18 protein-coding genes are annotated in these 20,461 nt (G+C 38.0%); 14 read left to right on the top strand and 4 right to left on the bottom strand.

Features of this window, described 5'->3' with window-relative positions; genetic code table 11:
• Positions 1–61 precede the first annotated feature (61 nt).
• The gene (ltrA, locus tag HMPREF1630_RS06370; protein ID WP_037328172.1) at positions 62–1,342 is read left to right on the top strand and encodes a group II intron reverse transcriptase/maturase; all 1,281 of its coding nucleotides are present in this window, start codon (positions 62–64) and stop codon (positions 1,340–1,342) included.
• A 69-nt stretch (positions 1,343–1,411) separates the two neighbouring features.
• On the opposite strand, the gene pepF is transcribed toward ltrA, so the two are convergent.
• Positions 1,412–3,211, bottom strand: coding sequence for an oligoendopeptidase F (gene pepF / locus HMPREF1630_RS06365; protein WP_037328170.1), 1,800 nt, complete (start codon positions 3,209–3,211; stop codon positions 1,412–1,414).
• A 531-nt stretch (positions 3,212–3,742) separates the two neighbouring features.
• Here pepF and HMPREF1630_RS06360 point away from each other — a divergent pair.
• The 4 genes from HMPREF1630_RS06360 to HMPREF1630_RS06345 all read left to right on the top strand — a co-directional run bounded on the left by HMPREF1630_RS06360 (position 3,743) and on the right by HMPREF1630_RS06345 (position 6,954).
• On the top strand, positions 3,743–4,975 hold the full coding sequence (locus HMPREF1630_RS06360; RefSeq protein ID WP_037328168.1) for an aminopeptidase: 1,233 nt from the start codon (positions 3,743–3,745) through the stop codon (positions 4,973–4,975).
• A 144-nt stretch (positions 4,976–5,119) separates the two neighbouring features.
• Entirely contained in the window at positions 5,120–5,497 is a 378-nt protein-coding gene (locus HMPREF1630_RS06355) for a GntR family transcriptional regulator (protein WP_004827114.1), read from the top strand.
• Positions 5,490–6,356: an ABC transporter ATP-binding protein gene (locus tag HMPREF1630_RS06350; RefSeq protein ID WP_037328165.1), complete on the top strand. Its 867-nt coding sequence runs from the start codon at positions 5,490–5,492 to the stop codon at positions 6,354–6,356. The genes HMPREF1630_RS06355 and HMPREF1630_RS06350 overlap by 8 nt, the downstream gene beginning before the upstream one ends.
• Positions 6,337–6,954, top strand: coding sequence for an ABC-2 transporter permease (locus HMPREF1630_RS06345; RefSeq protein WP_037328162.1), 618 nt, complete (start codon positions 6,337–6,339; stop codon positions 6,952–6,954). Before HMPREF1630_RS06350 ends, HMPREF1630_RS06345 begins: the two co-directional genes overlap by 20 nt.
• 35 nt (positions 6,955–6,989) lie before the next feature.
• Here HMPREF1630_RS06345 and HMPREF1630_RS06340 read toward each other — a convergent pair whose 3' ends face one another.
• Positions 6,990–7,415 carry a DUF3021 domain-containing protein gene (locus tag HMPREF1630_RS06340; protein WP_004827108.1) on the bottom strand — a complete coding sequence of 142 codons (426 nt, stop codon included), beginning with the start codon at positions 7,413–7,415 and terminating at the stop codon, positions 6,990–6,992.
• A gap of 9 nt (positions 7,416–7,424) precedes the next feature.
• Positions 7,425–7,865, bottom strand: coding sequence for a LytTR family DNA-binding domain-containing protein (locus tag HMPREF1630_RS06335; protein WP_037328159.1), 441 nt, complete (start codon positions 7,863–7,865; stop codon positions 7,425–7,427).
• A gap of 227 nt (positions 7,866–8,092) precedes the next feature.
• Here HMPREF1630_RS06335 and HMPREF1630_RS06330 point away from each other — a divergent pair, with 227 nt between their 5' ends.
• Positions 8,093–9,619 carry an AbgT family transporter gene (locus tag HMPREF1630_RS06330; protein WP_037328156.1) on the top strand — a complete coding sequence of 509 codons (1,527 nt, stop codon included), beginning with the start codon at positions 8,093–8,095 and terminating at the stop codon, positions 9,617–9,619.
• A 1,056-nt stretch (positions 9,620–10,675) separates the two neighbouring features.
• On the opposite strand, the gene HMPREF1630_RS06325 is transcribed toward HMPREF1630_RS06330, so the two are convergent.
• A complete protein-coding gene (locus HMPREF1630_RS06325; RefSeq protein WP_037328154.1) occupies positions 10,676–12,379 on the bottom strand; it encodes a DUF2207 domain-containing protein in 1,704 nt (567 codons plus the stop codon).
• A 137-nt stretch (positions 12,380–12,516) separates the two neighbouring features.
• Here HMPREF1630_RS06325 and HMPREF1630_RS06320 point away from each other — a divergent pair, with 137 nt between their 5' ends.
• The 8 genes from HMPREF1630_RS06320 to HMPREF1630_RS06285 all read left to right on the top strand — a co-directional run bounded on the left by HMPREF1630_RS06320 (position 12,517) and on the right by HMPREF1630_RS06285 (position 20,419).
• Entirely contained in the window at positions 12,517–13,863 is a 1,347-nt protein-coding gene (locus HMPREF1630_RS06320) for a TrkH family potassium uptake protein (RefSeq protein WP_037328153.1), read from the top strand.
• A 9-nt stretch (positions 13,864–13,872) separates the two neighbouring features.
• A complete protein-coding gene (locus tag HMPREF1630_RS06315; RefSeq protein WP_004827095.1) occupies positions 13,873–14,532 on the top strand; it encodes a potassium channel family protein in 660 nt (219 codons plus the stop codon).
• 333 nt (positions 14,533–14,865) lie between these two features.
• The gene (locus HMPREF1630_RS06310) at positions 14,866–15,270 is read left to right on the top strand and encodes a DUF3842 family protein (RefSeq protein ID WP_004827091.1); all 405 of its coding nucleotides are present in this window, start codon (positions 14,866–14,868) and stop codon (positions 15,268–15,270) included.
• 198 nt (positions 15,271–15,468) lie between these two features.
• On the top strand, positions 15,469–17,142 hold the full coding sequence (locus tag HMPREF1630_RS06305) for an ABC transporter substrate-binding protein (RefSeq protein WP_037328151.1): 1,674 nt from the start codon (positions 15,469–15,471) through the stop codon (positions 17,140–17,142).
• Positions 17,143–18,126, top strand: coding sequence for an ABC transporter permease (locus HMPREF1630_RS06300; RefSeq protein ID WP_037328149.1), 984 nt, complete (start codon positions 17,143–17,145; stop codon positions 18,124–18,126).
• Positions 18,110–18,997 (top strand): ABC transporter permease, encoded by an 888-nt coding sequence (locus HMPREF1630_RS06295; RefSeq protein WP_156095812.1) that lies wholly within the window; start codon positions 18,110–18,112, stop codon positions 18,995–18,997. Before HMPREF1630_RS06300 ends, HMPREF1630_RS06295 begins: the two co-directional genes overlap by 17 nt.
• 4 nt (positions 18,998–19,001) lie before the next feature.
• Positions 19,002–19,805 carry an ATP-binding cassette domain-containing protein gene (locus HMPREF1630_RS06290; RefSeq protein WP_037328147.1) on the top strand — a complete coding sequence of 268 codons (804 nt, stop codon included), beginning with the start codon at positions 19,002–19,004 and terminating at the stop codon, positions 19,803–19,805.
• The gene (locus tag HMPREF1630_RS06285; protein ID WP_004827081.1) at positions 19,799–20,419 is read left to right on the top strand and encodes an ABC transporter ATP-binding protein; all 621 of its coding nucleotides are present in this window, start codon (positions 19,799–19,801) and stop codon (positions 20,417–20,419) included. The genes HMPREF1630_RS06290 and HMPREF1630_RS06285 overlap by 7 nt, the downstream gene beginning before the upstream one ends.
• Positions 20,420–20,461 lie beyond the last annotated feature (42 nt).

Raw genomic sequence — 20,461 nt, 5'->3', positions numbered from 1 at the left:
TGAAATCAAAATCTCACACCTAAGAAATAAGTTACGCAAGCGGAAAGGAGCAAGTGCACACATGGAAGATAAAATAATAAATCAAATCCTAAACCCAGAAAACATGCACCAAGCCAAAGTAAAAGTCATCTCCAACAAAGGAACAGCAGGAACAGATGGAATAAGTGTAAAAGAAATAGATGAATACATCAAAGCTAACTGGGCAAGGATAAGACAAGAAATAATCGAAAGACGCTACAAACCACAGCCGGTAGTCCGAGTAGAAATCCCAAAATCAAACGGAGGAAAAAGAAAACTAGGAATACCAACAGTAATGGACAGAATAATCCAACAAGCAATCGTACAAGTACTAACCCCGATAATAGACAAAAGATTTTCTGAAACAAGCTATGGCTTCAGACCAGGAAGAAACTGTCAAATGGCAATAACCAAAAGCCTAGAATACTTAAATGATGGATTCGAATGGGTAGTAGACATAGACCTAGAAAAATTCTTCGACAAAGTGCCACAAGATAAACTAATGAGCATAGTCCATGAGCATATCAAAGCACCAGATACAGAATCACTAATCAGAAAATACCTAAAAGCGGGAATAATGAACAAAGGCGCATACGAAAAAAGTGAAATAGGAACCCCACAAGGTAGAAACCTATCACCACTACTAAGCAACATCATGCTAGACAAACTAGACAAAGAACTAGAAGCAAGAAAACTTAGGTATACAAGATATGCAGACGATTGTTTAATATTTGTAAAAAGTAAAGCAGCAGCCACAAGAGTAATGCACTCAATAACAAGATTCATAGAAAATAAACTAGGATTAAAAGTAAATGCAGAAAAAAGCAAAATAACAAGACCAAACAAAATAAAATATCTTGGATTTGGCTACTGGAAAGACAACAAAACAAATCAATGGAAAGCACGAGTCCATGAAACATCATTTAAAAGATTCAAAGATAAAATAAAGACTCTAACCACAAGAAAATGGTCAGTTTCTTTTGATTACAGAATAAAGAAAATAAATGAAGTAACAAGAGGTTGGATAAACTACTTTAAAATAGCAAGCATGAAAAGTAAACTAAAAGCTTTCAGCGAGCATTTAAGAACCAGACTAAGAATAATATGTTGGAAAATGTGGAAAGTACCAAAGAAAAGACAATGGGCGTTAAGAAAAATGGGAGTAGTAAAAGACCTAGCAAGATTAACATCCTATTGTGGAAACAGATACTACTTTGTAGCAACAAAAACCTGCTTAGTAAGAGCAATCACAAAAGAAAGATTAAGTAAAACAAGCTTAATTGACCCTTATGACTACTACATAAGCAGGACATGTGTAAATTAAATTGAACCGCCGTATGCCGAACGGCACGTACGGTGGTGTGAAAGGGGCTAGATCTTAGCCCCTATTCGATTATTTATACATATTTAGTTTTTTCAAAAGTTCATCTATTTGATCAACAATTTGGCCGATGAAGGCTATTGCGTCTTCTATTGGTTTTGTACTTGTCATGTCTACGCCAGCTGCTTTTGCTAAGTCTATTGGGCCCATGGATCCGCCTAGTTTTAGGACTTCTAGCCACTGTTTTCTGTCTTCTTCTGTGCCGTGGACTATTTTTTCTGAGATGGCTGTACCTATTGTAAGACCTGCTTGGTAGGTGAAGGAATATAGTCCCATGTAGTAGTGTGGTTGTCTCATCCAGGTGAGTTCTGCTCCTTCATTTAAGATTACAGCGTCGCCCCAGAATTTTTCTAGTTTTTCTTTGAAGATTTGATTGAAATCTGCTGCTGAGAGGCTTTCGCCTTTTTCGACTCTCCTATATACTTCTCTTTGGAAGGCTGCTTCGAGGTAGTGGGTTACAAAGTTGTGGTAGTAGGTTTTGCCGATCATTGTTGATAGGACCCAAAGTTTTTCCCTGTCATCTTTGGCTTTTTTCAATAGATATCTTTCCATGGTGATTTCGTTGGCTGTTGATGGAGCTTCGACGAAGTACATGGACATATCGCATGAGAGGGCGTTTTGGTTAGCGTTTGACAAGATGCCTTGGCCGGCGTGGCCTAGTTCGTGGGCAAGGGTCATGACTTGGCTCATGGAATGGTTGTAGGTTGTCATGATGAATGGGTGGGATGGGTAAGGTGAGGAGCAGAAGGCGCCAGTTCTCTTACCAATATTTTGTGAATAGTCTATCCACCTGTCAGCAAAGGCTTGTTTCATGTAGCCGATATAGTTTTCTCCGAGTGGAGATAGGCCGTCAACTATATAGTCTCTTGCTTCTTCTATGGAAACTTGTGGTTCATAGTCTGGGTCAATGGATAGTTTTAAATCAGCGTAGGTCATTTCGTCTAGGCCGTAGTGGTTTTTGATGATGGTCGCATATTTTCTCATAATTGGGGCAAGTTTTTCCATAATTATGTCAATATGGTTTTCGTAAATATCAAAATCTACGTCTTGGCGAGCTAGTAAATAGTGAAATACTGAGTCATAGCCACGTAAATCTGCCATTATCTTTTCGTTTTGGATAAGGTTGTTATAAACAGAAGCATCTGCATTTTGGTAAGCTCCTAAAACCTTGTGGTAGTCAGCAAAGGCCTTTCTTCTTAGTTCTGTGTCAGTTTCACCTTCTAGAAATTCTTCGAAAGTGTTGTGGTTAAGGACAACTTCCTTGCCATTGTGGTTGATATTTTCAAATTTCATATCTCCATATCTCATGTCATTGTAGTTGGTATATGGAGCGTCAAAGGTAGGTGCAAGGGCAGCTAGGGCTGCTTCGGTCTTTTCATCTAGTAAATATTTTGCCTTGTCTTTTACTCTTTGGAGGTAGTAGGCATAACCAGGGTGGTTTTTGATAACTTCATCTAGAATCTTGCTGTCAACTTTGACAAGGGCAGATTCGTAGAAAGAAAGATTTGCAAAAATCTTTGCAGCCTCGCTACCAAACTTAGCATCTCTTTTAGCCATGGCATCGTCTGTGGCATCTGTTTCCTTAGAAATACCTGAAAAAGTACCAAGGCCATCAGTTAAAGAAATTATATCTGAATAGGCTTCAAGAGAATTATAAACATCCTCGCTTGTCTCAAGTTTAGCATATTTTTCTTTAAAATCAGAAGCCATTCTGGCTAATTTTTCAATATCAGCATAAAAAGCTTCATCAGAAGCGTAAAGGTCTTCAATGGCCCAAGTTTCTTTTGGGTCAACATCACATCTTTTTTTCATTTTTTCCTCCTTAATGGTAATAAAATTTTTGTTAGCAAAAATTTTATGGTCTACACAATATATCAAGCAACGAAAGTTGCGAAGATAGATTGACGTAGAACCTTATGTAACTTTTTAGAATCGATGCGGTGAAAAGGAGCATTGATTCTAAAAAGATTACTTTCCTTACAAAATTCACTTAGTGAATTTTGAATAAAATTTTCACTAAAACATCAGCCCTCCCTGCAATCTGATTTCATCAAATCGGGATAGGGCTTCAGTTTGCAAAGTTTTTACGGTTTTCAAAATTTCTCAAGGTGCAAAGCACCACAGTAGAAATTTATGAAAAACCTCATGTAATTTTTTGCTGGTGACGCGACGAATTTTATCTCGAGCGTAGTCGAGAGAAGGAGCGTTATTAGCAAAAAGATTACGTTCCTTAAAATTTTACTTTTAACTATTAACTATTATATCACTTTGTATGTTTAGTAAAAGACTATTAGCCTAAAATTAAGAGTATAATGTAATAAATGCTTTACATTGGGAGGAAATATGCAAAAAAGAATAGAAAATTTTGCCAGGCTTGCAGTTGAGTTTGGTGTTAATGTACAAGAGGGTGAAGATGTTTTAATTTCTTCTCCTGTTGAATCGCCTGAATTAGCCCGTCTTATGACTAAGGCAGCTTATGAGAAGGGGGCCAGGAAGGTTTCTATAAATTGGGTTGATGACGCCCTTACAAGACTTGCCTATGAATACGAAAGTCAGGAAACTTTAAACGAAGTGCCTGACTGGCTTGTGGAGAAATCTCGCTACCAAATCGCTGAGAAGAGGTCAAATAGGATTTCTATTGTTTCTGAAGACCCAGATCTACTTAAGGGACTTGATGAGACAAAGATTTCTGAGGCTGTTAAGGCTCGCTCCCTAAAGCTAAAGGACTTTGTAAAATATACTATGAATGATATTGTGTCTTGGCTTGTAATTTCAGTCCCATCTGTAAAATGGGCAGAAAAAGTATTTCCAGACCTTAAGGGCGATGAAGCTTGCCAAAGGCTTTGGGAAGTTATCCTTGATGTTTGTAGGGTTTCTGATTCTTGGGAAGAAACTAAGAAAAATTGGGAGGACCACCTTAAGACCCTCGATGATAAGGCAGAATTTTTAAATAGCCACCAATTTGAATATGTTCATTACAAATCAGCTAATGGTACAGATCTTAAGGTGAAATTACCAAAAAATCACATTTGGATGTCTGCTGGATCTAAAAACGCAAAGGGAGACAGGTTTATTCCAAATATGCCAACTGAGGAAGTCTTCACAGCTCCTCAATACGATGGTGTTGACGGTAAGCTTGTGGCTACAAAACCTCTTGTTTACAACGGTGTAGTTATAAACCACTTTGAATTTACCTTCAAGGATGGGGTGGTAATTGATTTTGATGCCAAGGAAGGCAAGGACACCCTAAAGAAGATGTTAGAGTCTGACGAGGGCTCAAAAAATCTTGGCGAAATTGCTCTTGTTCCTTATGATAGCCCAATTTCAAATTCAAATATTTTATTTTACAATACCCTTTTTGACGAAAATGCCTCCTGCCACTTTGCTTTGGGCAAGGCATATCCAACCTGCGTTGAAGGTGGGGCCGACCTTGACGATAGCGAAGTTAAGTCTATAGGCATAAATGATTCTCTAATCCACGAAGACTTCATGGTTGGCGATAAGGACTTAGAAATAATCGGCTACAAAAATGAAAAAGCCTATCCAATATTTAAGGACGGAAATTGGGCGTTTTAAAATAAGATTAATCATAAAAGATAAATATATAAGATGCCCCTTTTGCTTATTTTAAAGTAAAAGGGGTATTTTTAATTATCAGTTTATAAAAAAGTCTTGACAAATTATAACTGTTAATATACACTATATACAGATGGAGGATATATGGACATAAAAATAAATTACTCGAGTAAAGATCCGATATATTTACAAATCAAAAATCAAATTAGGGATGCAATCTTAGATGACAAACTTGATATAGACAAGCCTCTGCCTTCCATAAGGCTCCTTGCTAAGGAGCTTAGGGTGAGCGTGATTACAACCAAGAGGGCCTATGACGAACTAGAAAAGGACGGATTAATCAATTCTGTTCCGGGCAAGGGCAATTTTATCAAAAGCCAGGACCCTCAAATGGTCAAGGAAAAACTCATGGTGAAAATCGAAGACCATATCAGGGAAGTCATCAAGCTTTGCAAGTTGGGCGATATTTCCAAGGAAGAGATCCTCGCCCTAGTTGATGTATTGGAGGAAAGTGATGACTGATGCGATAAAAATAAAAAATCTAGTGAAATCTTTCGGCAATTTTAGGCTGGGCCCTGTCGATTTAGGGATCAAAAAGGGAACTATAACAGGTTTTATTGGCGAAAATGGGGCAGGAAAATCTACCACCATCAAGCTTATTTTGGATGTAATTGGCAGAGACGGTGGGGCAATAGAAATTTTTGGCAAGGACATAAAAGACTTGTCTGTTGACGATAAGTATGAAATCGGTTTTGTCTTTGATGACTTATTTTTGCCGGGGTCTATGAAGGCCTGTGAAATCGAGAAAATGCACTCATTGCTTTATAAGGACCATTGGGAAAAAGGAACTTTTTATGAATTTGTAGAAAAATTTGCTCTTCCAACTAATATTCCTATAAAGACTTTCTCGAGAGGAATGAAAATGAAATTGGGCCTTGCCCTCGCTATGAGCCATGGGGCAGAAATCCTAATCTTAGATGAGCCTACAAGTGGTCTTGATCCAGTTGTGAGGGATGATTTTCTGGATATCCTCCTAGATTTTATCCAAGATGAGGACCACACAGTTTTGATTTCTTCCCATATTTTGTCAGACCTTGAAAAAATCGCCGACTACATTGCCTTTATCCACAAGGGTCAGCTAATTTTTAACGAAGAAAAAGACGGCCTAAGTGAAAAATATGGCCTTGTTTCCTTGGGAGATGAAGAATTTGAAAGCCTAGATAAATCTGCCCTTGTAGGTGTGAGAAAGCACCAATTTGGTAGGGAATGTTTGGTAAGAAGAGAAAAAATGCCAGATGGTTTTGAAATGCAAAAACCATCTATAGAAGACATTATGGTCTATATGATAAAGGAGGCCTACAATGAAAGCCTTGATATATAAGGATTTAACAACAACAAAATCATCAATTGGGCTGATGACAGTAATCATGGTTGCCATTGCCTTTATTTTTAATAAGGAAGGTCAACTGTCACTTTTTCCTTTGACCTTTATCTTGCTTCCAACCATACTTTTGGGAATCCTATTTGGAGTTGACGCAGAAAGTCACATTGATAAGTATTTGATTTCAACAGGGATTGGCAAGGAAAAAATCGTCGGATCAAGGTATTCCTTTGTTTGGATTCTTTCCATCTTTGCCTTTATCATAAGCCTAATTGTTGGCTACAGAGTAAAAATGCCCCTCGCCCTTTACTGTGCAAGCGTCCTTTTTTTCTCAAACTTCATAGCCCTAGTCCAACTACCCCTCATGTATAAGTTTGGAGAAGAAAAGTCCAGGATGATTTTCTTCCTATTTTATTTTATAATCTTTGGAAGCTTTTCCTATTTTGGGGCAAACAAGGAGAAACTTTTAGACTTGATAAATTTGGGTGTGAGTTTGAATAAAAATATCTTGGCCCTAGGCCTTTTGATTCTAACAATTTTATTAAGTTTTCTTTCCTTTAAAATTTCTGCTGGAATCTATAAGGCCAAGGAATTTTAAAAAATGGTCCCGAATTTGGGACCATTTTTACCTGCTTATAACTTTTTGTTGATTTGGCCTATCATATTTTTTTCGTAAATATAACAAGCGAAAGAGATTAATAAATAAACTCCAACAAAGAGGATGATTGAAATTACTAGGCTTAAATTATATTCAAACCACCTTAGGTAAAGGCCTGCACAGATAAAATAGATAATCATTGCACAAAAGTGGATGGAATGACTTAAATAGGTTGCCCTATTCTTGTTTTTAAAAATATTCGCCATTAGGACTGAAACAATGCCAAAGCCACCATAGACCAAGCATTGAATGATTTTTGCATAACCAGGTGCTTGGCTTGCCACAAATCCAGAAACCCCAACTATATTTTCCTTAATTATCATAGATAAAACTGCCTCGATTAAGGCGCCTATACCTACACCTACCAAAAATCCACCTAATAAATCTTTAAAATTTTTCATTACTCCTCCTTATAGGCCCAAGGCCCTCCTAAATTCTTTTAAATTTCGCCTAGAAACGTAGGCTACATCACCATTTGTAAGCTCGACTGCTATTGTTCCTGTAAAGGAAAGGTCGAGTTTTTTCACAAAGTCAAGATTTACAATATCTGAACGAGATATCCTTATGAATTTTTTCTTATCAAGCCTCTTATCCAATTCAGAAACAGTAAGTCTTGATGAAAAAGTTTCGTTTTTCGTTTTTATAAAAACACTCTTATCTTGGGCAAAAATTCTTATAATTTCTTCGTGAGAGAGGATAAAAACCTCCTTATCACGAAAGGCCACAAGCTTGTCAATTAACCTGTCAGCAAGCAAATCCTTTATTGTTTCGATTTCTTTTGAATATTCCTTGGCAAATATTTTTACCTGGGTTTCGTCGATTGTTCCATCAATTATTATGTCAACTTTCATCCCTGCCTCCTGATTCTATTATAAAGCCTAGATCCAACTAATGCATTCATTTTCGGATAAAAGGTCAAAATTCGGCGACAAACGGTCTGTAAAGAAGGTTTTAGATGAGTTTTGAAATATTTTAGGTGAATTTGATTGAAAAAAATCGTATATTGGAAAGGTGCTAATTTTTCAAGACAGTTTTTAAAACTTAGAATATATAAGAATTTAATAAAAAAGGAGGACTTATGTCTAAGAATAATAAATCAGGAGGAATCTTGGCTAAGATCGAAAAAGTCGGTAATGCCCTGCCCCATCCTGCTATAATTTTTGTAATGATGATTGTAATTTTAGCTGCCATTGCGCAAATATGTGTATCAGCTGGCCTTTCTGTATCCTACTATGATGCAAAAGCCGAAGCTGAAACTACTATAGAGGCTGTGAGCCTTATAAACGCTGAAGGCATTCGTTATATGTTTTCATCTCTAGTTCCAAATTTCACATCCTTCGCACCTCTCGGTGTAGTTTTAGTCGCTATGCTTGGTGTAGGTGTGGCTGAAGATGCGGGATTTTTTGATGCTGGTCTAAAGAAGATGCTTTCAAATGTGCCACCAATGATCCTTACAGGAGCTGTTGTCTTTACAGGAATCGTATCAAACATCGCCTCTGATGCGGGTTATGTTGTGGTAATTCCTCTTGGGGCAATGATTTTCGCCTCAGCTGGCAAACATCCAATAGCAGGTTTGGCTGCAGCTTTTGCAGGTGTATCTGGTGGATTTTCTGCCAACCTAATTTTTGGGCCAACAGATGTCATGCTGGGTGGAATCACAAACGAGGCCCTAAGGGCAGCAAATATTTCCTATACAGTAGATGCTTCAGGCAACTGGTATTTCCTAATAGTTTCTACCTTTGTTTTAACTTTAGTAGCAAGCGTGGTTACAGAAAAAATTGTAATTCCAAACCTTGGAGAATATAAGGGAGCCTATGTCCACGAAGATAACCCCCTAACTGACCTAGAGAAAAAGGGACTTAGAAATGCCATAATAGGTTTTTTAGTCTTTGCTATAGTTATGGCGATTTTAATGGTACCAGAAAATGCTATCTTAAGGGAAGCAAATGCCCAAGGCAAGATGACCTTAGACGCCTTTTTGGGCAAGGGCTTAGTAGGAGCAATCTTATTTATGTTCCTAATTCCGGGCTATGTTTTCGGAAGGACAACAGGCAAATTTAAGGATTCAAAAGACCTAATAGGAGCCATGACCAAGTCAATGGAATCAATGAGCGGATTTTTGGTACTAGCATTTTTCGCGGCCCAATTCGTATCATTTTTCGCCTATACCAACCTCGGCACAATCCTATCTGTAAAGGGAGCTGAGTTTTTAGAATCGATAAAATTAACAGGAGTACCATTAGTAATCCTCTTTATCATCCTATCAGCCTTCATCAACCTCTTCATAGGATCAGCCTCAGCCAAATGGGCAATCATGGCACCAATTTTTGTGCCAATGTTTATGAACATGGGACTTTCCCCAGAACTAAGCCAAATGGCATACAGGATAGCCGACTCATCAACCAACATCATAAGCCCACTAATGAATTATTTTGCAATGATAGTAATCTTCATGCAAAAATACGACAAAGACAGGGGACTAGGAACCCTAATCTCAACCATGCTACCATACTCGATAGCATTCTTAATCTTCTGGACAATCCTCTTAATAGGTTGGATGCTACTAAATATCCCACTAGGACCAGGAGTAAAGCTATTTGTTTAATCTATCCGAGATTAATGGTAGTAAAAACTTTTAAATAAAAGTTTTTACGGTTTTCAAAATTTCTCAAGGTGCAAAGCACCGCAGCAGAAATTTATGAAAAACCTTATGTAATTTTTTACAAGCGATGCGACGAGTAGGAGCATTGATTGTAAAAAATTACGTTCCTTAGCTCGTTAATCTTATATTAACTGTGTTAAAAATTATGTCTAGGTCATTTACATGACCCCTCCGTAATAAAGGGGACCCCAGGGGAACGTTTCGCACGTTCCCCCATCGGGTCCCCTTTAAAACCCCTTCCGTTACCCCCTCCGGGCGACCCCTCTCGGGGGACAAGGAGTTTGCCTATCGGCAAACTTGTTGGTATGGAGGAGCCCTTGTTCTAGATAACTATTATTCTAACTTTTTAAAATCCCAAGCCTCCTAAAAATTGCAATCTAGTCTGACTTGAACTTTTTATTTATAAATTAGTTCACAGTATTTATATTGCTTTTATTCGTAAAAAGCTGTCAGTGCAATTTTCTTTACGGATGCATGGGATTTTAAAATTCTCGACTTTAAGACTTTTAATCTCTCCTTATAAGAAAAATAAAACTCATTTAGCAAAGTTTGGCGAAAGCCAAACGAGCTCAGCAAAATCTGGAACATCGAAACTAATTCTCCCCTTTATCGAGAAAAGATTTCTAATCAAGGGTTGCGTTAAGAAAACTGATTGTTTGAGGCGTAGCCGAGTTATCAGTTTTTAGCAGCCCGAAGATTAGAAATCTGTGCTGAGATACGAACGCTTATACAAGGTAGTTATCTCTACACAAAAAAGCTTGCCGAAAAGGCAAGCTTCTACTCCCGCCCTCCGCATAAGGAGCCGCTTGTGTGGTGTAACGGAGGGGGGGTCAAGGGGGAGGGCGATGAGGGACGACTTGCCCAGCGGCCGAGAGCGGCGGAAGGTCCCTTGGGCCTCCCCTTTGAACGGAGCAGTTATGTCAATGACTGAAATAATATAAGAGATAAGTTCAATCTCGGATTGATAGAGAATAATAACTTATCTTGGATAAGCACTACCTACCTACCTCCTCCACCTCCACCACCAAAGGATCCGCCTCCTCCACCAACAGAGGTTTGGCCACCGAAACCAGCGTTAGAAAATCCTGTGGCATTTGCATAGGATTGGTTGATGGATTTTGAGTAAGCCCCTGCATTGGTGAAAAAGTATGGGTGGTAGATGAAGTAAGACTGGTCATTGTAGTTTTCATCTACAAATCCTTGGAAATTGCTATCTACATTCAAAAGTATGGAGTAGAGGAGGTATTCTTTCCAGTTTTTCATCTCTTCCGGGCTCTTTGTTCCTTCATCGGCGTAGTCTCTTAGGTAGGATTTAAAACCAAGGATATTTTCGTAAAGACCTAGACCCTTGTTTGTAATCCTTAGTTCCTTGCCAGTTCTCTTGGAAGATAGGAAGGTTTTTTCAAATTCGTAGTCTTCGATGTAGGCTTCAGCTTTTAGGGCCTTGATAGATTCATCTTCAAGTTTGTCGTAGATATTATCTAGGTCATCCTTCTTTGCTTTTAGATATTTCGAAAAGTCGGAGTCGGTGAGCATTCCGTCGTGTTTCCTAAGACTTGCCCTATAAAGCATGTCAAACAAACTTTCCTCTACAGGACCCATGTCTTCAGGTTTTGAGAGGATTTTTATGGCTTGGACTTCTAAAAATCTCGGCTCCCTATCTCCTAAATCAATATGGCCTTCCATGGCCCATTTTAGGATGAAGGCGTTCATGTAAGCTGTGCCAAGGTCGCCACCTATGATTGGTATATATTTTATAAGGTAGGCTAGGTTTTCTATGTGGCCCTCATAAGGTACTTGGCGATAATATTTGTTTTTAAAATCATTTGGATGTGGGAGGTCGTCTGCATTTGCAAGAGCTTTTGGATCAAAGCTTAGTTTGATAGCTCTAATTATGGAAAATATTCCGGTTAGGCCAAGGGCAGTGGCTAGACCGATTAGGACTTTAGCCCAGATTGGCAAAGGAATTTTGTAAGCTCTTCCTTCATTTTCTTCCCATTTGGATCCCTTAACTGCTTGGTTGGCATAGTCTTCGAAATTTTTATTTTCCCTGTAGGAAGTGGCAAAAGTCCCCTTTGGGAATTTGACCATGACTGTTGTGTAGTTTATATCTCCGGTTGATTCTAGGATAATTTCCCCATTTTCTTCGTGGATGGTACCCTTAAGACCAAAGGCCCAAAATTTTATGTCTTTAAAAGGCTTGTAACCCTTGATTTTGACCTTGACATTTTCTGGTTCAGGGTCAAAATTATCTCCTACAAAGGTAAAGAACACCATATCAGCATCCTTAAGTCCAACTGCTAGAGGATTTATTTTGTAGGATAGCTTGTAGGCGTTGTCAGCGTAGTTTGAAATCCCCCAACAAAGCTCGACCTCATCGTCGCCTCTCTTTATGATTCCCTTCTTGTAGGCCTTTTCTTCAAAAGAAAGGTCAGTATCCCAAGGTTCTATAGGTCCAAATTTTTTGCCAAAGGCAGTGAGGTTAAAGTCCTCAATTTTTAAGCCTTTGAGGTTGTTAATGGTCTTGTATCTTTCTGTATAATCTTCGTTGGTTTCGTCTATTTTCCAAGTTTCGTCTATGTGACCGACACCCTTTTCATCGATGTTTGCATCTATTGATATTTCTTTAAATTCATCTGCATGGGAAAAATTTGGGATAAAAATCCCCAAAATAATTGCCATTGTAATTAGTAATTTCTTCATAAATTCTCCTTTGAATAATATTATACTTTAAAATTTTGTTAAAAATTCTTCCTAAAGGTATTCATTAGTACTTAGCCTTTGACCTTAGGATTTAAGAGGGTAAGATTTTTCTACAGGTAATAATTATAGGAGTCATAATGAACAAAAGTTTTATCAATAAAATTTTCAATAAGATAAGCTTAAACCCACCCATGGTTTTGAGTTTGGGTTTTGCTATTCTTATTTCTATAGGTGGGATTTTGCTGTCCCTACCGGTTTTTACAAAAAGTGGAGAGGCGACTGCCATGGTTGATTCCATGTTTGTGGCAGCGAGCGCTTCTTGTGTAACAGGTCTTACACCAGTTAACACTCTTGAGCATTGGAACACCTACGGCCATGTCCTAATCATTACCCTAATCCAAATTGGAGGCTTGGGGGTAATGAGTTTGGCTTCTTTTATCCCCCTTATTTTGGGTAAGAAAATCGGGATGAAGTCCAGACAAGTTTTGAAAGAGCAGCTAAATGTTGATAGCCTTGAGGGCATGATTGTGCTTTTTAAATACGTTTTGGTTTTCACTTTCGCTACAGAAATCCTAGGCGCTATGCTTTTGTCTTTTAAATTTATCCCATTGTATGGGGTTGGCACGGGACTTTGGTACTCGATTTTCCACTCAATTTCAGCCTTTTGTAATGCAGGCTTTGATATTTTGGGTGATTCAATCTATCCTTTTAGGGATGATTTGTTAGTAAATTTCACCCTTTCTGCCCTTGTAATTGTGGGAGGTTTGGGTTTTGTAGTGACAAGTGAACTTTTTAGGAGGAGGTCATTTAAGAAAATGTCTACCCACTCTAAGCTTGTACTTTCTATCACAGCCTTCCTTTTGATTTTAGGTACCCTTATGTTCCTATTTTTGGAAAGTGAGGACGGGGTTCTCCAATATGAGAGCCTAAAGGGATCGATTTTAGAGTCCTTCTTCCAATCAGTTGTGGCAAGAACTGCGGGTTTTTATTCTGTAGACCTATCGCAAATTAAGGATTCCACAGCCCTTATGCTCATGGGACTGATGTTTGTGGGAGGCTCTCCTGGTTCAACTGCAGGTGGAATCAAGACTACAACACTCGGTGTACTTTTCCTATCAACCCACGCAGTTGTAAGGGGTGAGAGCGAGCCGGTTGTCTTTGGTAGGCATATAGGCACAGAAATTGTGAGAAAGGCCTTAGCAATATTTTTGGTTTCCATAGTGATTGTTCTTTCAGTAAGCTTTATGCTTACAATAACAGAAAGTGCACCTCTGGTAGATATTTTGTACGAAACTGTATCAGCCCTCGCAACAGTAGGGGCAAGTAAGGGAATAACACCTCATCTATCATATATGGGAAAAATTTTAATTACATTTTGTATGTATATAGGTAGGCTTGGACCAATGACTATGGCCTTCGCCTTTGGTATGAAGGCTAAGAAGAGCTTGATCAGGTATCCAGAAAGTTTAATAAGTATAGGTTAAGGAGAAAATATGAAAAATAAAAATGTATTAGTACTTGGTCTTGGCAGGTTTGGCTCAGCCCTTGCCAAAAAATTATTTGAAAAAGGCGTGGAAGTATTGGCTGTGGATAGGGACTATACTAAGGTACAAAGGGTAGCAGACCAAGTTACCTATGCAGCTCAGGCTGATATGACAGATGAAGAAGCCATGAGAGATTTGGGTATAAAAAATTTTGATATAGCAGTAATAGCGACAGGATCCAACATCGAAGCTAGTATCGAAGCTACCTTGCTATGCAAGGATGCAGGCATAACTTCAGTTGTCGCCAAGGCTACAACCGTAACTCACGAGAGGATTTTAGAAAAAATTGGTGCTGATAAGATAATTTTCCCAGAACTTGACAGTGGGGAAAGACTTGCCAGGGTAATCGCTGGTTCAAACCTCCTTGAATTTATAGAGTTTTCCAAGGAATTTTCCCTTGCAGAAGTGAGAGTCCACAAGGCTTGGGTAGGCAAAAACCTATTGGAATTGGATTTTAGAAATAAATACAATCTAAATGTTGTTGCCTTTGAAAGAGGTGGTCAAACAATAATAAATCCGGGTCCACACACCGAAATTGAAAAGAACGATCTTATAGTTATTATTGGTAAGAAAGATGATGTAGAGAAAGTTTCTAACGAGGAAAAATAGGAAAACGTCAGGAAAATATAAAAATATTCAAAAAATGCAAAAGAATAATTTTCTGTGAAATAGTTTGCATAAGTCGAAAATTGTGTTATAATATAAGCAGCTATAAAATAGCTAGGTTTTTCATTATTAATTCCTTATAGTTTTCCCTTATGAAAACTAGGACTAACTTATTCTTTTCTATTGGGAAGGGACCTGCGTGGTCCTTTTTCTATTGGAAAAATCACAAAGGGACAAAAAGTGTTAAAAATTTTGCTTAGAATTTATTTGTAAAAAAATTTCTTTTTAAAAATAAAGTTTTTATGTTATAATGGTATCAATAGAATAGAGGTTAATATGAATGTATTGGTTATTGACGCCCAAGGCGGAGGTCTTGGCAAGCAAATTGTGGGATCTATAAGAGAAAAGCATAAAGATTTAGATATAACTTGCGTAGGGACAAATTCCCATGCCACATCTGCCATGCTAAAGGCTGGGGCAAGCCGTGCTGCTACAGGTGAAAACGCCCTTATAGTAAATTCGCACAAGGCTGATATAATTATTGGACCTATTGGAATCCTACTTACAAATTCTATGTGTGGAGAAATTACGAGTAAAATGGCTGAAGCTGTTTCTGTATCAAGAGCAAAAAGAATCTTGATACCCTTCCTTCATGATGATAATGTAATTGTAGGAGTTAGCGATTATTCTATGAAAAAATTAATAAGTCTAGCTCTAGAAGAGCTTGAAAAAAATATATAGGCTTTTATCAGGGGTTGCCAGTAGGCGACTTGGCTATAGAAATAGCTTGATTAGTAGGTACTAGCTTTAATTTTAAATTATACTATGAAGGTATAGAAATTCCCCAAGGGATATTTCTATGCCTTTTTTTGTATCGAAAATTAGACCCGGGAGCTTATAGGTGTTGGAATGTGGCTTATTAAAAATTAAGGAGAATGTATGAACAAACAAGTAAAGAAATTATTTGGTCTGATGGCTCTAGTTTTAGCCCTAACTGCTTGTGGTAGTGGGTCTGGCGAGAAAAAAGAAGAAGCCAAGGAAGAAGTAAAGACAGAAAGTCAAGAGACAGGTAAAACCGAAGAGAAAACTAAAGAAAAACCAAAAGACGAATTGGTTTTGGGTATTGGCCACGAACCAGAAAAGGGATTTAACCCAATATTTGAATCTTCACATTCAAGTTCTATGATCTTCCACTCAGCTTTATTAAAACGTGACGTGAACCTTCATATAGAAAATGACCTAGCAGATTCTTATAAGCTTTCAGTAGACAACAAAACTTATACAGTTAAATTAAAAGACGGGCTAAAATTTGCTGACGGTTCACCACTTACAGCAGAAGATGTTGCCTTTACTTATAATACAGCCAAGAAAGAAGCGGCAGCAGGCATAAACCTAGAAAGATTTAAAGAAGCTAAAGTTGTAGATGATAAGACAATAGATTTAGTTCTAGAAAAACCAGACATCTCATTCACATCTACACTCGCATCTCTAGGTATAGTATCTAAAAATTATTACAATGATAATTATGGTGAAAAACCACTTTCTAGTGGACCTTTCGAGCTTGTAGAATGGAAAAAAGGCCAAGAAATGATCGTTAAACCAAACGAAAATTACCATGGTCCAAAATGTCCATTTAAGAAAATTACCTTCTTATTCTTCAAGGATGATGACCAAGCTCTTGCTACAGCAAGCGAGGGAGTTTGCGATCTTATCAGAGTTCCTTATACAGCTAAGGATATGAAAATCGAAGGCTTCCACCCAATTAGTATCAAGACAATTGACAATAGAGGTATTTCTCTTCCTTATGTTCCAAACGAAGGCAAGGTTACTGATGATAAATCAATCGCACCAGGCTCTCCTATTGGAAATAACGTTACATGCGATATAGCTATCAGAAAAGCTCTAAACATAGCCATGGATAGGAATGAGATAATAAAAGACGTTTTAAATGGTGAAGCTACAAAGGCTACATCAATCGCAGATAACCTTCCTTGGTACAACGAAGAAACGGCAGAAATTCACGATGGCGACATCGAAGGAGCTAAAAAAATGCTTGATGAAGCTGGTTGGAAGGAAGGCGCTGATGGTATAAGAGAAAAAGACGGTATAAAGGCTAAATTTGATCTTTATTACGCTTATAAAGACAGGGAAAATCTTGCAGTTTATTTTGCAGAAAAAGCCCGTCAAATCGGTATTGAAATAGAAACTAAGTTCGGTGATTGGGACTTTGTAATGCCACACATGTACGACCAAGCAGTTTTATTTGGTTGGGGTGGTTATGACCCACTTGATATGTACTATTCTTATTCAAGCAAGTACAGAGCTTATGATTTTTATAACACAAACTTCTACTCAAATCCAAAAGTAGATGAGTATTTTGATAAGGGATTGTCATCTGGCAACCTAGATGATTTCTATGACTATTTCAAGAAAGCCCAATGGGATGGCCAAACTGGTTTTTCTCACTTAGGTGATTGTCCATGGGTATGGCTTGTAAATGAAAATCACGTTTACATGGTAAGAGACGGTCTAGAAATCGGCCAAACTAAGATAGAACCTCACAGCTCTCGCTTCACAATTTTAGATTCAATATCAAATTGGAAGTGGGAATAGATGACTAAGAGGATTGTAAAAGAATTATTTCTTTTTCTTCTCTTAATCCTCGCTGTTAGTTTTATATCCTTTCTTCTCCTGGACTTATCGCCTATAGACCCCGTTGCAAGTTTTGCAAGGGCTAAGTCTATAGGCTTAAGCCCAAGTCAAAAACAAGAATTAATCAAACAATGGGGGCTAGATCAGCCCCTTATGATTAGGTTTATTTCTTGGATTAAACATCTAATAAGGGGAGATTTGGGTGTATCTAACATTTATGGTAGGGAAGTTATAGATATAATCAGAGAAGGTTTTTCAAGATCTATTTTGTTAATGGCCCTAGCATGGATTTTTCAAGGGCTAGTTGGTATTGGTCTTGGAATTGTTTCAGGAGCAAATGCAGGTAAGCTTAAGGATAAAATTATAAAAGCCTATGCTATTGTTTTTGCATCAACCCCAAGTTTTTGGGTGGGCATTTTATTAATTATTGTATTTTCTTTGAAATTAAAAATTTTCCCATCGTCCATGGGTTCGCCTGTTGGCGTTTTAAAAGCAGATATCACCTTTGTTGATACCTTAAAACACTTAGCTCTCCCAGCCCTTACTTTGATTTTAGTTGGAGTTTCAAACCTAATCCTGCACACAAGGAGCAAGGTAATTGACATTTTAAATTCAGATTACGTCCTCTATGCCAAGGCCAGAGGGATGAAAAAAAGTCAAATCCTTAACAAATTCGCCTTTAAAAACCTAGTTCTACCGGGCCTAAGCCTTTTGTTTACGTCATTTTCAGAACTTTTCTCAGGAACAGTTCTTGTTGAAAATGTTTTTAACTATCCTGGCATAGGCAACCTTACTGTTCAAGCTGGTCTTAGGGGTGATGCACCACTTTTGTTGGGTTTGGTTTTATTTTCGGGGGTCTTCGTATACTTGGGTAATAGGATTTGTGACCTCTTATATCTAGTCATTGATCCGAGAATAAGGAGGATGGATGAAACTCGAAAATAATTTATATACAAAAAATATTACCAGGTCCTACTCACAAAGAGTTGAGGAAAAGGGCCTTAGCCTTAGAAAAAAAACCCTCCTTTTAATCTTTATCGCTCTTGCCTTTCTCTCCTTCATATTTATAAAAGGCTCTATGATAAACGACGACACTCTGGCAGTAGATTTTGCAAATAAGTTAAAGGCGCCAAGCTTAGAACACTTATTTGGCACAGACGCCAGTGGGAGGGACATGGCCCTTAGAACAATTAAGGGCCTTTCAAACTCGATTTATATAGGCATTATTGGAAGTCTATCTTCTCTCTTAATAGCCTCAATTTTTTCCCTAACATTAAGTTTGGGCAATAAAAATATAGATAAGATGGTAAATTTCATCATAGATATATTTTTATCCATCCCCCACATGATGCTTTTGATTCTAATATCAGTATCAACTGGTAGGGGTGCCAAGGGAGTCATCCTAGGCATTGCCCTAACTCACTGGACCAGCCTTACAAGACTTCTTAGGGGAGAAATCTTAGAATTAAAAAATGAAAATTATATAAAGATATCAAAAACTCTCGGCAAGTCAAAGGTTTTTATCTTTATCCACCACATCCTACCTCATATAGCAGGGCAGATGATCGTGGGGCTAATACTTTTATTTCCCCACGCAATCTTACACGAATCTGCCATAAGCTTTTTGGGTTTTGGTTTGTCTTTGTCGACCCCATCCATAGGAATTATCCTATCAGAGTCGATGAAATATTTACTCCAAGGCCACTGGTACTTAGCGTTTTTCCCGGGACTTCTCCTATGTTTGGTAGTCTACGCTATAAATTTACTAGGGGAGAATTTAGGTCGCTTGCTCGATCCATATTCTTATCATAGGTGATTTTATGAACATATTAGAAATAAAAAATCTAAATATTTCATTTTTTCAATACCAAAAGGGCCTTGAAAGACGTAGGCTAGATGTGGTTAGAAATTTAGATTTGAATTTAAAAAAAGGCGAGATAATGGCAGTATTTGGAGCGAGTGGGTCTGGTAAGAGTCTCCTCGCCCACGCCATTCTTGGCCTTTTACCCTATAATGGTTTTTATGAGGGGGAGGTCTGCTATAAGGGGAAAATTTTAGACGAAAACCTCCTGGAAAAAGTAAGGGGTAAGGAAATTTTCTTTATTCCCCAAACAATTAATTCCCTTAACCCCCTCCTAAAAACTGCTAAACAGGCGAGGTTGACCTTAAAAAGGAGCGATTATAAGAGGCAAGAAGAAGTCTATAGGAACTTCGGACTTGGCAAGGAAGTTGACAAGATGTATCCCTTTGAATTATCTGGAGGCATGGCAAGAAGGGTCTTGGTTGCAGATGCTTTTCTTTCTGGTGCAGAGCTAATCATTGCTGACGAGCCAACACCAGGCATGGATAAAAAGGCGACAGATGAGATAATTGCTTATTTCAAAGACCTAAAGGCGGCTGGCAAGACATCTTTAATCATAAGCCACGATATAAATATGGCCCTGGCTCTAGCAGATAGGATTGCAATTTTTTATGATGGAAGGATTATAGAGGTTTCGCCAGTAGAAGCATTTTCAAATGGCGGAGAAGACTTAAGAAATCCTTACTCACGCATGTTAATTAAGGCCCTACCTGAAAACGGGCTTACTTTACTAAGCAAGGAAGAGGTAGAGGGTCTATGCTAAAAGTAGAAAACTTAAGCTTTTCCTACGATGGGAAAGTTCAAATTTTAAAAGATATAAGCTTTGATTTAAATCCTGGAGAAGTATTGGGCCTTATGGCTCCATCGGGTTATGGTAAATCGACACTCGGGAAATTAATGGCAGGTTATATCAAAGCACAAAGAGGAAGTGTCACAGTTGATGGCAAGGATATAAATGATCTTAGGGGATTTTTGCCAGTACAAATGGTCCACCAGGCACCAGAAAAAAATGTAAATATTAGGTGGAAGGTGGAGAAGATTTTAAACGAGGGCTGGCAGGTTGACGAAGATGTAAAGGAAAAATTTGGGATAGAGGATTCGTTTTTGAAGAAGTTTCCAACAGAATTATCTGGTGGAGAACTCCAAAGAGTCTGCCTAGCAAGGGTATTAGGAAGAGAAACTAAATACTTAATTGCAGATGAGGTAACAACAATGCTTGATTCCATCACCCAGGCTCAGATTTGCCACCTTTTAATCCACTTTGCTAAAAAACACAAGCTTGGAATTTTATTTATTTCTCATAATAAGGACCTAGTTGAAGTTGTTTCAGATAGGATAATTGATCTTAAAGATATAAACAAAATAGAAAAAGAATAAGTTGAAATAAAAAAACGCCCCTGAGTGCTTTATCATCTAGTT

Origin of the sequence: Anaerococcus lactolyticus S7-1-13, from assembly GCF_000758765.1 — a bacterium.
GTDB classification, from domain to species: Bacteria; Bacillota; Clostridia; order Tissierellales; family Peptoniphilaceae; genus Anaerococcus; species Anaerococcus lactolyticus.
The sequence above is the reverse complement of the archived record's forward strand: the minus strand, read 5'-3'. Positions and strand labels throughout refer to the sequence as shown.